Origin of the sequence: Streptomyces hyderabadensis, from assembly GCF_020404845.1 — a bacterium.
In the GTDB taxonomy this organism is placed as follows: domain Bacteria; phylum Actinomycetota; class Actinomycetes; order Streptomycetales; family Streptomycetaceae; genus Streptomyces; species Streptomyces hyderabadensis.
The window spans coordinates 1-11,144 of the sequence record NZ_JAIOJZ010000107.1; the positions used below are offsets into that span (position 1 = coordinate 1).

General features: G+C 77.3%; 11 protein-coding genes and 1 pseudogene. 5 read left to right on the plus strand and 7 right to left on the minus strand.

Annotated features, from left to right (window positions below; translation table 11 throughout):
* Positions 1-211: ATP-binding cassette domain-containing protein (locus K7854_RS36710; protein WP_226030893.1), on the minus strand; the 211-nt coding region annotated here is incomplete at its 3' end.
* Positions 208-486 (minus strand): hypothetical protein, encoded by a 279-nt coding sequence (locus K7854_RS36715; protein WP_226030894.1) that lies wholly within the window; start codon positions 484-486, stop codon positions 208-210. The genes K7854_RS36715 and K7854_RS36710, both read right to left, overlap by 4 nt.
* Positions 487-683: 197 nt before the next feature.
* On the opposite strand from K7854_RS36715, the gene K7854_RS36720 reads away from it, so the two are divergent.
* Entirely contained in the window at positions 684-1,940 is a 1,257-nt protein-coding gene (locus K7854_RS36720) for a sensor histidine kinase (protein WP_226030895.1), read from the plus strand.
* 25 nt (positions 1,941-1,965) lie between these two features.
* Here K7854_RS36720 and K7854_RS36725 read toward each other — a convergent pair whose 3' ends face one another.
* On the minus strand, positions 1,966-3,327 hold the full coding sequence (locus K7854_RS36725) for a hypothetical protein (protein ID WP_372481119.1): 1,362 nt from the start codon (positions 3,325-3,327) through the stop codon (positions 1,966-1,968).
* 113 nt (positions 3,328-3,440) lie between these two features.
* Between K7854_RS36725 and K7854_RS36730 the strand changes: the two genes are divergently transcribed.
* A complete protein-coding gene (locus K7854_RS36730; RefSeq protein ID WP_226030896.1) occupies positions 3,441-4,697 on the plus strand; it encodes a molybdopterin-dependent oxidoreductase in 1,257 nt (418 codons plus the stop codon).
* A 340-nt stretch (positions 4,698-5,037) separates the two neighbouring features.
* On the opposite strand, the gene K7854_RS37740 is transcribed toward K7854_RS36730, so the two are convergent.
* The 3 genes from K7854_RS37740 to K7854_RS36750 are packed head-to-tail and all read right to left on the minus strand — an operon-like array spanning position 5,038 to position 7,189.
* A complete protein-coding gene (locus K7854_RS37740) occupies positions 5,038-5,820 on the minus strand; it encodes a class I SAM-dependent methyltransferase (RefSeq protein ID WP_308112610.1) in 783 nt (260 codons plus the stop codon).
* On the minus strand, positions 5,817-6,455 hold the full coding sequence (locus tag K7854_RS36745) for a TIGR04282 family arsenosugar biosynthesis glycosyltransferase (protein ID WP_226030898.1): 639 nt from the start codon (positions 6,453-6,455) through the stop codon (positions 5,817-5,819). Before K7854_RS36745 ends, K7854_RS37740 begins: the two co-directional genes overlap by 4 nt.
* The gene (locus tag K7854_RS36750; protein ID WP_226030899.1) at positions 6,452-7,189 is read right to left on the minus strand and encodes a glycosyltransferase family 2 protein; all 738 of its coding nucleotides are present in this window, start codon (positions 7,187-7,189) and stop codon (positions 6,452-6,454) included. Before K7854_RS36750 ends, K7854_RS36745 begins: the two co-directional genes overlap by 4 nt.
* Positions 7,190-7,768: 579 nt before the next feature.
* Here K7854_RS36750 and K7854_RS36755 point away from each other — a divergent pair.
* Positions 7,769-8,485 carry a response regulator transcription factor gene (locus K7854_RS36755; protein ID WP_226030900.1) on the plus strand — a complete coding sequence of 239 codons (717 nt, stop codon included), beginning with the start codon at positions 7,769-7,771 and terminating at the stop codon, positions 8,483-8,485.
* Between the two features lie 2 nt (positions 8,486-8,487).
* On the plus strand, positions 8,488-9,600 hold the full coding sequence (locus K7854_RS36760; RefSeq protein WP_226030901.1) for a sensor histidine kinase: 1,113 nt from the start codon (positions 8,488-8,490) through the stop codon (positions 9,598-9,600).
* Positions 9,601-9,709: 109 nt separating this feature from the next.
* Here the strand turns inward: K7854_RS36760 and K7854_RS36765 are convergent, their stop codons facing one another.
* A complete protein-coding gene (locus K7854_RS36765; RefSeq protein ID WP_226030902.1) occupies positions 9,710-10,714 on the minus strand; it encodes an NAD-dependent epimerase/dehydratase family protein in 1,005 nt (334 codons plus the stop codon).
* A 210-nt stretch (positions 10,715-10,924) separates the two neighbouring features.
* On the opposite strand from K7854_RS36765, the pseudogene K7854_RS36770 reads away from it, so the two are divergent.
* Positions 10,925-11,144, plus strand: a pseudogene (locus K7854_RS36770) (hypothetical protein); the annotation flags it as partial.

Here is an 11,144-nt window from a genome sequence, read left to right on the forward strand (position 1 = left end):
AGGTGGGGGAGTCGAGCCCGGCGGCACAGTGCATCAGGGTGCTCTTGCCGGAGCCCGAGGGCCCCATCACCGCGAGGAACGTGCCGTGCTCCACGGTCAGCGACACCTCGTCCAGGGCCCGGACGCCGCCCGGGTAGGTCCTGGCGACCCGGTCCAGCGCGATGGCGGGCGCCCGGCGCGCGGTGACGGCGGTGAGGGCGGCGGTGCTCATCGCCGCCCCCGCAGTCCGCGCACCACGAGGGCCCCGGCGGCGAGCACGGTGACCACGCCGCTGGCCAGGTGGAGCGGGGCGGCGGCGCCGGTGAAGGACAGGGCCATGTTGGCGACCGCGCTGAGCACCACCACGGCCCACAGCAGCGTGCGCAGGACGTCCCCGCGGGAGACGGCGCCCGGGCCGTCGCCGGGGGCGGGAGCGGCGGTCGGGACGGCCTGGGGCACGTCCAGGCGGTAGGGATCCTGCTGGTCCTGGCGATCCTGGTGCGGCATGGCTGCGGCCTCCGTCGGCGTCGGGCTCGGTGCCTTCGACGCTAGGGATCGAGACCCCCAGCGGCCGATCCCGTGGGCCGCCCGGTCCGGGGTACAGCAGGCTGTACCTTCCGGCTCCGCACCCGCCGCCGGCGCGTGCGGCGGCTTAGGGTCGGGGACGTACGGGGTTGGCCGTACGGCCGGAGGGAGACACGCGGATGACGGTCGTCGAGGGCACGTCCGTGCGGGAGACCGCCGTACGGACCGTGCGCGCCGCCGGCGCGGCCACGGGGCAGCTCGTCGGCGGACTCGGTACGGCGTTCCAGGCGCTGGGCGTGCTGCTGCTGGTGGCCGTGGCCGCCGTGACCGCGCCGGTCGGTGCGGGCCTGCTGCTCGCCCCCGCCGCGCTGCGCGCCCTGCACGCGCTGGCCCGCCGGGAACGCGGACGCCTCTCCCGCCGGGGCATCGACATCGTCCCGCCCGACCCGCCGCCCGTCCGGCTGCGGTCCGCGCTGGCCGACCCCACCACCCGGCGGGAGCTGAGCTGGCTGGTGCGGCACAGCACCCTGGGGCTGCTGCTGGGCCTGCTCGGTCTGCTGCTGCCGCTGTGCGCGGTCCGGGACACCACCTTCCCGCTGTGGTGGCGGCTGGGCCCGCCCGGGGACGCCACGACCACGTCCATCGGCATCGGCACCGCGCACACCTGGCTGGACGCGGTCGCGGCGGCCCTGCTGGGCGTCGGCTGGATCGCGATCGTCCTGGGCCTGGGCCCCGGCATGGCGCGCCTCCAGGCCGCCCCGGCCCGGCGGCTGCTCGCCGCGGGCCCGGACACGGACCTGTCGCTGCGGGTGGCGGAACTGACCGCCACCCGGGCCGCGGCGCTGGACGCGCACGCCACCGAGCTGCGCCGGATCGAACGGTCCCTGCACGACGGCGCGCAGAACCGGCTGGTGTCGGTGACGGTGCTGCTGGGCGCGGCCCGGCGGATGGCGGCGCGCGACCCGGCCGGGGCGGACGAGCTGCTGGAGCGGGCGCAGTCCGCCGCGGAGCAGGCGCTCGCGGAGCTGCGTGCGGTGGCGCGGGGCATCCTGCCGCCGGTCCTCGCCGACCGCGGCCTCTCGGGCGCGCTGTCGGGACTGGCGGCGGACTGCGCGGTGCCGTGCCGGGTCGAGGCCGACGTGCCGCAGCGGTGCGCGGCATCCGTCGAGGCGACGGCGTACTTCGTGGTGGCCGAGGCGCTCACCAACATCGCGAAGCACAGCGGCGCCGCCCACGCCTCGGTCACGGTCCGCGCCCGCGGGAACCGGCTGCGCCTGCTGGTCGAGGACGACGGCCGGGGCGGCGCCGACGAGGACGGCGGCTCGGGCCTGACCGGCATCCGCCGCCGCGTCGCCGCCCTGGACGGCACCCTCCGCCTGACCAGCCCGCCCGGCGGCCCCACCACCCTGGACGTGGACCTCCCCTGCGGCAGCTGACCCGCCGGGCCGGGGCCCGCATCGCTCACCAGCCGGTCGCCAGCAGGTGGTTGAGGAGCAGGGCCAGGGACGCCTGCGCCGTCAGCCAGGCGCGCGGGCGGGTCAGGAAGGCGCCGGCGGCGAGGAGCCACACGGCGAACGGGAGCCAGATGCGTTCCGTCTCCGCCTTGCTCATGCCGGACAGGTCAGCGGCCAGCAGAGCCAGCAGCCCGGCGGCCACGAGGAACGCCAGCCGGACCTCCTCGGCCCGCTCCCGCCCGGCTCCCCCGCCCCCGGCGCGCCGCCGGAGCAGTACGCTCCCGGCCCGCCGCAGGCCCGCCGCCGTCGCCAGGCCCGTGATGAGCACCGTGCAGGCGAGGTTGGCCCACACCCAGTACGCGTAGGGGCGGACCCCGGCCGCGCCCTCGTAGTACCGCTCGACCAGCAGGTGGTACGCCTGCCACCAGTCGAACCCGGCCGCCGTGAACGCCACCGGCACCACCGCCGCCCCCGCCAGCAGCGGCGCGAACAGCACCGGCCGCGCCCGCACCCCGCGCCGGCCGAGCAGCAGCACCGCCGCCGCGATCACCGCGAACAGCGTCAGGCCGTACGACAGGTAGCAGGTCAGCCCGAACAGCAGCCCCGAGCCCGCCGCCCACCCCAGCGGGCGCCCGGTGACCGCGAGGGCCAGCAGCGCCACCGCCCACGCGGCGACGGCCGCGAAGTACCCGTCGGCTGACGTGCCCACCCACACCGCCGCCGGGGCCAGGACCAGGAAGGGAGCCGCCCGCCGGGCGAGCCGTTCGCCGGCCAGGGCCCGCACCGTGACCAGCACCGCCACGCCCGCCGTCGTGCCCACGGTGATGGTCAGCGCCCCGGCCCAGCCCCCGCCGCCGAGCCCGATCCGGTCCAGCAGCACGTAGCCGAGCGTGGCGCCGGGCGGGTGACCGGCGACGTGGGCGGGCCAGTTGTCGGGGGAGTGGAGCAGGATGTGCCCGTTGAAGTCGCGCAGCGTCGCCGGGATGTCCTGCCAGCGGTCGACGACCGAGAGGTACTCCTGGCGGGTGGTGAGCCGCCCGGCGACGCCCCGTTCCCACCCGTCGACCAGGGCCAGCGACCAGGTCCAGGCCAGCGCCGTGCCCCAGACCGCGGCCGGCAGCGCGCGCCACGGCAGCCGGGCGGCGACGGACGGACCGTACGCCACCACCGCCGCCGCGACCGCGACGGCCGCCGGGGTGCCGGGCCCCAGGTGCGGGTCCCAGCGGCCCAGCAGCGGCGGCCAGCCGACGATCAGGTCGTCGTAGGTGTACACGTACCGGCCGACCAGCACGGCGGCCGTCACGAGCAGCACGGCGGCGGCCACGGGGTACAGGTCGCGGGGGACGGGGCGCGGGCGGGTCACGGTCACCCCGGCACCGTAGGCCGGGAGATCACGCGCGGGGCGGTGCGCACGGCGGACGTCAGCGTTTCGTCATGGGTCGCGGACCGTCCGGGGCGCCGGTCGCGGCCTACGGTCGGGCCATGCGCGACCTCTCGCCACGGCTTCCGTCCTCCCCACGGCTTCCGTCCTCCCCGGGTTTCTGGCGCAGCCCGCTGCGCGGGCCCTGGTTCACGTCGGTGCTCGGCACCGTCCTGCTCGTCGGCATCACGGTGCTGTTCGTGACGGGACTGGTGTCCTACGCCGCCTACAACCCCGGCCTGGACCCGGTCAACGACAAGACCCCGGACAAGGGGATCCTCGGCTTCTACCTCTTCGCCTGGCCGACCGACCCGGTCTGGCTGTACCGCCTCACACAGGGCGTGCACGTGACCCTGGGCCTGGTCCTGATCCCGGTGCTGCTGGCCAAGCTGTGGTCGGTGGTGCCCAGGCTGTTCACGCTGCCGCCGGTCCGCTCGCTCGCCCACGGGCTGGAGCGCATCTCGCTGCTGCTGCTGGTCGGGGGCGCGCTGTTCGAGTTCGTCACCGGGGTGCTCAACATCCAGCTGGAGTACCTGTTCCCCGGCTCCTTCTACCCGCTGCACTTCTACGGTGCCTGGGTCTTCTTCGCCGCGTTCGCCGTGCACGCCGTGCTGAAGACGCCGCGGGCGCTGCGCAACCTGCGGGCCATGCGCGAGGAGCGCGACGACCTGGTCGCCCCGCGGCCCGCCGCGCCCACCGTCACCCGGCGCGGGGCCCTGTGGTTCGTCGGGGGCGGCTCGCTGCTGATGTTCGCCACCAACGCCGGGCGCAGCTTCGACGGGCCGCTGCGGGCCACGGCCGTGCTCTCCCCGCACGGCGGGCCCGAGCCGGGCAACGGCCCGAACGGGTTCCAGATCAACAAGACGGCCGCCCACGTGGGCATCGACCCGGCCGAGACCCGCGAGGACACCTGGCGGCTCGTCGTCACGGGCCGCGCGGGAACCGTCCGGCTCAGCCGTGCCGAGCTGCTCGCCATGGAGCAGCACAGCGCGGCCCTGCCCATCGCCTGCGTCGAGGGCTGGTCGACGGCCGACCAGTGGTGGCGCGGGGTGCGGCTGCGGGACCTGGCCGCGCTCGTGGGCCACGAGGACGATCCGCCGGACGTGTTCGTCGAGTCCCTCCAGCGGCGCGGCGCCTTCCGCCGCGGCGCCCTGCGCGCCAACCAGGTGGCCGACCCGCGCTCCCTGCTCGCCCTGTACGTCAACGGCGAGGAGCTGAGCCCGGACCACGGTCACCCGGCGCGGATCATCGTGCCCGCCGCGCCCGGCGTGCTGAACACCAAGTGGGTGGCCCGGCTGACGTTCGGAGACCTGGGGTGAAGCGCGTGCGTGGAACGTACGGACTGCGAGTGACGCGGGCCGGGATCGGCAGCCCGTTCCAGATCCTCCTGCTCGGCTGCTCCTTCGCGCTCGCGGGCTACGCCGGCCTGCGGCTGCTCGCCGACGACTGGCTCGGCGTCGTCCTCTGGTTCGCGGGGGCGGCACTCCTGCACGACCTGGTCCTGCTGCCGCTGTACTCGCTGGCGGACCGGGTGCTCACCCGCGGGACGGCCACGGTGCACCGCCGGGAGCGGACCTCGTACGTCCGGTTCCCGGCGGCCTGCTCCGGGCTGCTCCTGCTGGTGTGGTTCCCGCTGGTCGGCGGGCGGGTCGACGCGAGCTACGCGGGGGTCACCGGGCTGTCGGCGGAGGGCTTCCTCACCCGCTGGCTGCTGATCACGGCGGTGCTGTTCGGCGGCTCGGCGCTGCTGCTCGCCGGGCGGCTGCTGCGCAGCGCGACGAAGCGGCGCTCCCCCGACGTCCACTGACCGGCGGTCCGCCAGCCGGCGGCGCCCGCGCGGCGCAGCAGGGCGCGGGTGCCGATCCGCGCCCACGGGAACGGGCTGCCGGCGGCGCGGGCGTGGGCGTCGTCGAGGTCGACGAGCTGCACGTGGGCGCGTTCGTCGACGTCGACCGGGGCCGTCTCGGCGAGCAGCAGGCCGCCGGGCGCGAGCAGGGCGGCGACCCGGCGGAGCAGGGCTCGGGGGTCGCCGCCGATGCCGACGTTGCCGTCCATGAGCAGGACGGTGTCCCAGCGTCCCTCGCCGGGCAGCGGCTCGAACACCGAGCGCCGCAGGGACGGCCCGCCGAGCCGTACGGTCCGGGCCACGGCGGCCTCGCTGACGTCGATGCCGAGGACGGTACGGCCCCGGGCGGCGAGTTCGGCGACCAGTCGGCCGGGGCCGCAGCCCACGTCGAGCACGGCGCCCTCGCAGCGGTCCAGCACCTCCAGGTCGACCGGGTCGGCCCGCGCGCACCAGCGCTCCACCTCCAGCGGCAGCAGCCAGCCGTCGGTGCGGCGCAGGAACAGCGGCCCGCGTCCCGACCGCAGGGCGGCGGCGTAGGGGTCGGAGGCCGACCAGGCGGGAGCGGGGGCCGGGGAGAGACGGGCGGCGCCCTTCACCGGCTCGCCCGCCGGTCCGCGGCCGGGGTGCAGGCCGCCAGCCGGGCGGCGAACCGGCCGTCCGGGGCCAGCGCGGCGACGGCGCGGGCGTCGGCGGCGGTGTCGACGTCGCGCAGGGGCGGCAGGTCGCGCACCCGCAGCCCCGCCGCCAGGAGCCGCTCGCGCTGCACCGCGCCCGTCACCGGCGTCGACATGGGCACGCCCCGCAGCAGGGCGGGCTCCGGCCGGGCCAGACCGAGCGCCCAGAAGCCGCCGTCCTCGGCCGGGCCGAAGTACGCGTCGCAGTCGCGGAAGTCCACGTCGAGCAGGTCCGGCGTCACCTGCGGGGTGTCCATCCCGATGAGCAGGGCGGGACCCGCGCACCCGGCGAAGGCGTCCGCGAGCCGTTCGTCGAGCCCGCCCGCGCCCTGGGGTACGACGTCGAAGCCGGGCGGCAGCCAGGGGCCGGGGCGGCCGTCGAGCACCAGGACCCGGCGCCGGGCGGGCGTCGCGGCCACGGCGCCCAGGGTGTCGGCGAGGGCCGCCTCGGCCAGCGCGGCCGCCTCGGCGGGGGTGAAGGGCGGGGTGAGCCGGGTCTTGACCCGGCCGGGACGCGGCTCCTTGGCGATGACGAGGAGGGTGGTCGTGGCGGTCACCGGGCGCCGCTCCGCTCACTGGTCCCCGCGGCACCGTCGCCCGGACGGGCGGCCGGCGGCTCGGCCAGCACGCGGCGCATGTCCCGTACCGCGTGCCAGGTGCCGCGCCAGGTCCCGGTCACCTTCGAGGCGCCGGTGCGGGGCAGGTAGGGGACGTCGTGCTCGGCGATCCGCCAGCCCGCGTCGGCGGCCCGCACCACCATCTGCAGCGGGTAGCCGCTGCGCCGGTCGGTGAGGCCGAGACCGAGCAGCGGCTCGCGGCGGGCGGCGCGCAGCGGACCGAGGTCGTGCAGGCGCAGTCCGGTGCGGCGGCGCAGCATCCGGGCCAGGGCGAGGTTGCCCGCGCGGGCGTGGGCGGGCCAGGCGCCCCTGCCCTGCGGTCGTCGGCGGCCGAGCACGAGGTCGGCGGTGCCGGCGCGGATCTCCCGGACGAACGGGGTCAGCAGGCCCGGGTCGAGAGAGGCGTCGCAGTCGCAGAAGCACACGACATCGGCGGTCGCGGCGCTCAGCCCGGCGTGGCAGGCGGCGCCGAAACCGCGGCGCGGCTCGGTCACGACGGTGGCGCCGAGCGAGCGGGCGAGGTCCGCCGAGCCGTCGGTGGAGCCGTTGTCGACGACGAGCGCACGCCAGCCGGCCGGGACGCGGGCCAGGACCCAGGGGAGGGCCCCGGCCTCGTTCAGGCAGGGGAGTACGACGTCGACGTCGGGAGCGGGCGAGGTGGTCACGGCGTTCACCCTACGAACGGAAACCGGGCAAATCGGTCTCCCGGTCCTTACGAAACACGGACGTCGGCAGCCCGCCCGCACGCGCCGGGCCCATCACCGAGCCCACGGTGCGACGCTGACCCCATGCACCAACACCCCGACGCCCCCGCGCCACGGCCCCACCCCCAGGACGAGCCCCTGCCCCCGATCGTGCCTTCTGCCCTGGGCGGGCCCGCGTCTTCGGGCGGGTCCCCGGTCCCGGGTGGGACCGCGTCTCCGGGTGGATCTCCGGTCCCGGGCGGTCTCCCGGCCCGGGGCGGGCCTCCGGTCCCGCTCCTCGGCGGGGCCTCGGCCGTGCCTGCGGCAGGATCCGCAGCCGTACGTGCCGTCGAAGCCGCCGCGGACGCGTCGCCAGGCGGATCCCCGGTCCCGGGTGGGTCTCTGACCTCGCACGAGCCCCCGGTCCCGTACCCCGGCGGGCCCTCGGCCCCGGGCGAGCCCTTGGTCCCGTCCTCCGGTGGGTGCCCGGCCGTCCCCGCGGACGCCCCTGCCGCCGGGCCCCCGGCCGTCCCTCTCGCCGCATCCCCGGTCACCCCGGTCGCCGGACCCGTGGTCGAACCCCTCGTTGCGCCCGCGCGGGTTCTCGTCGTGGAGGACGATCCCACCGTCGCGGAGGTCGTGGCCGGGTACCTCGATCGCGCCGGGTACCGCGTCGACCGGGCCGGTGACGGGCCCGCCGGGCTCGCGCGGGCCGCCGTGCACCGGCCCGACCTGGTGGTGCTCGACCTGATGCTGCCCGGCATGGACGGACTGGAGGTGTGCCGGCGGTTGCGCGAGCAGGGGCCGGTGCCGGTCATCATGCTGACCGCCCGGGGCGACGAGGACGACCGCGTCCTCGGCCTGGAGGTCGGCGCCGACGACTACGTCACCAAGCCGTTCAGCCCGCGGGAACTGGTGCTGCGGGTGGAGTCCGTCCTGCGCCGCACCCGCCCGGCCCCGGCCCCTGCGCCGCGACCGCCGTCCGCCGCCGGTCTCACCGCCGACCCGGCCGCCCGCAGGGCCACCAAGGACGGCGCCGAACTGGCCCTCACCCTGCGCGAGTTCGACCTGCTCGTCTTCTTCCTGCGCAACCCCGGGCGGGCGTTCGCCCGGGAGGAGCTGATGCGCGAGGTGTGGGGCTGGGACTTCGGCGACCTGTCCACCGTGACCGTGCACGTCCGGCGGCTGCGCGGCAAGGTCGAGGACGATCCGGCCCGGCCCCGCCTGATCCAGACGGTGTGGGGCGTGGGCTACCGCTTCGACCCGGCCGGCCGGGAGGCGGACTGACCGTGCACGCCACCCTCCTGATCGCCCTGTACGCCTTCGCGGGCGCCGCCGCCACCGGCCTGGTGGGCGCGGCCGTGCTGCGCCTGATCCGGCGCCGCTCGCTGACCGCCTCGCTCGCCGTGGTGGCGGCGGTCGCCGTCCTCGCCATGCTCTCCGGCACGCTGGCCGTCGCCTGGGCGATGTTCCTGTCCCCGCACGACCTGTCCGTCGTCACGACCGTCGTGGCGATGGCGGCGGTCGTGTCCCTGGCCACGGCGCTGCTGCTGGGCCGCTGGGTGGTCGCCCGCAGCCGCGAACTGGCGGCGGCGGCACGCTCGTTCGGCGACGACGGGGACTACGCCGCCCCCGCCACCCCGGCGACCGCCGAACTCGACGCGCTCAGCCGCGAGCTGGCGGCCACCAGCGCCCGGCTCGCCCGGTCCCGGGAGCGGGAGCGCGCCCTGGAGGCCTCCCGGCGCGAGCTGGTGGCCTGGATCTCGCACGACCTGCGTACCCCGCTGGCCGGACTGCGCGCCATGTCCGAGGCGCTGGAGGACGGGGTCGCCGCCGACCCCGACCGCTACCTGAGGCAGATCAGGGCCGAGGTGGAACGCCTCAACGACATGGTCGGCGACCTCTTCGAACTCTCCCGCATCCACGCCGGCACCCTCGTCCTCACCCCGGCCCGGATCTCCCTCTACGACCTGGTCGGCGACGCCCTCGCGGGCGTGGACCCGCTCGCGCGCCGGCACGGCGTACGGCTGGTCGGCGACGCGGTGCCGGCCCTGCCGGTCGAGGTGGACGGCAAGGAGATGAGCCGGGTCCTGGGCAACCTGCTGGTCAACGCGATCCGCCGGACCCCCGCCGACGGCACGGTCGCGGTCGCCGCCGAGCGGTCGGCCGACGGTGTGGTGGTCTCCGTGACCGACGGCTGCGGCGGCATCCCCGAGGAGGACCTGCCGCGGGTCTTCGACACCGGCTGGCGCGGCACCCACGCCCGTACGCCCCCGGCCGGGGCGGGCCTGGGCCTCGCCATCGTGCGCGGCATCGTCGAGGCCCACCGCGGCCGGGCCACGGTCCGCAACATCCCCGGCGGCTGCCGCTTCGAGGTGACCCTGCCGCCGGCCGAGGCCTGACCGGGGACGAGGCCCCGGGCGCCGAGTGGTCTCGAAGGCGAGGCTCGCCGATCCCACCACCCGGTCCCGCCTGCGTGCGGCCGGTCCCGGAGCCGGGGCCCTCGGCGGCTCACTCCCCCCGCAGGCCCGCCCGCGCGAACTCCCGCACGCCCTCGGCGAACCCCACCCGGGGACGCCAGCCCAGCTCGGCGCGCAGCCGCGCGGAGTCGGCGGTGATGTGGCGGACGTCGCCGAGGCGGTACTCGCCGGTGACCACGGGCTCGGGACCGCCGTACGCGGCGGCCAGGGCGACGGCCATCTCGCCCACCGTGTGCGGCTCGCCGCTGCCGGTGTTGTAGGCGGTGAGCGCGCCCTGCGGCGGCCCGGCGGCCCGAAGCGCCGCCACGTTCGCCGCGGCCACGTCCCGCACGTGCACGAAGTCCCGGCGCTGGCGGCCGTCCTCGAAGACGCGCGGGGCCTCACCGCGGGCCAGCGCGGAGCGGAAGAAGGAGGCGACACCGGCGTACGGGGTGTCGCGGGGCATCCGGGGGCCGTACACGTTGTGGTAGCGCAGCGACACCGCCGTCCCGCCGGTCGTCCTGGCCCAGGCGGCGGCCAGGTGCTCCTGCGCCAGTTTGGTCGTGGCGTACACGTTGCGCGGGTCGGCCGGGGCGTCCTCGCCGACCAGCCCCGGGGACAGGTCCGCGCCGCACCGCGGGCACAGCGGCTCGAACCGGCCCGCGTCCAGGTCGGCGACGGCCCGCGGCCCCGGCCGCACCACCCCGTGCCGGGGGCAGGCGTACCGGCCCTCCCCGTACACGACCATCGACCCGGCGAGCACCAGCCGCCGCACGCCCGCACCGGCCATCGCGGCGAGCAGGACCGCGGTGCCGAGGTCGTTGCGGGAGACGTACTCGGCCGCGTCGGCGACGCCGTTGCCGAGGCCGACCATCGCCGCCTGGTGGCACACGGCGTCCACCCCGGCCAGGGCCCGCCGCACCGCCGCCGGATCGCGCACGTCGGCGCCGGGGTCCTCGCGGACGTCGTAGCCGACCGGCTCGTGCCCCTGCTCCCGCAGGGCCTCCACCACGTGGGACCCGATGAAACCGGCGCTGCCGGTGACCAGTACGCGCATGCCCGACACGCTAGGCCCGCGGGGACGCCGCACCGGGCCCGCCGGCCGGCACGTCACGGGTCCGTAAGGAGCCGGCGGCTGGAGAGCCCTCACGACCGACCGGCGACTTTGCCATTCCTTTACAACCCACCCGCCCCCCGCCTCGTCTCTCCGTCCGACCCGCATCACCACCCCCCACGTGGTGCGCCGACGACGAGAGAGAGCGACCCGATGCGCCGAACCATCCTCACCGCCGTGGCCCTGGCCTGCACCGCCGTACTGGCGGGCACCGCCCCCCCGCTCTCCCACCACCCCACCCCCGCCCCCTCCGCCCCCCCCCCGGGCGCCCCCGGCCCCCCCGGCGCCCCGGGTGGCCCGAGCCCCCCGGAGCCCCCCCGCCGCGACCGGCGCGGGCTGCTCGCGGGCTGCGCCGTGTGGCTCGGGCTGGCCT

Bases quoted from the DNA above. Each gene is read 5' to 3' on its own strand.
- K7854_RS36715 (WP_226030894.1), bottom strand. From the start codon at position 486: ATGCCGCACCAGGATCGCCAGGACCAGCAGGATCCCTACCGCCTGGAC.
- K7854_RS36720 (WP_226030895.1), top strand. From the start codon at position 684: ATGACGGTCGTCGAGGGCACGTCCGTGCGGGAGACCGCCGTACGGACC.
- K7854_RS36730 (WP_226030896.1), top strand. From the start codon at position 3,441: ATGCGCGACCTCTCGCCACGGCTTCCGTCCTCCCCACGGCTTCCGTCC.
- K7854_RS36765 (WP_226030902.1), bottom strand. From the start codon at position 10,714: ATGCGCGTACTGGTCACCGGCAGCGCCGGTTTCATCGGGTCCCACGTG.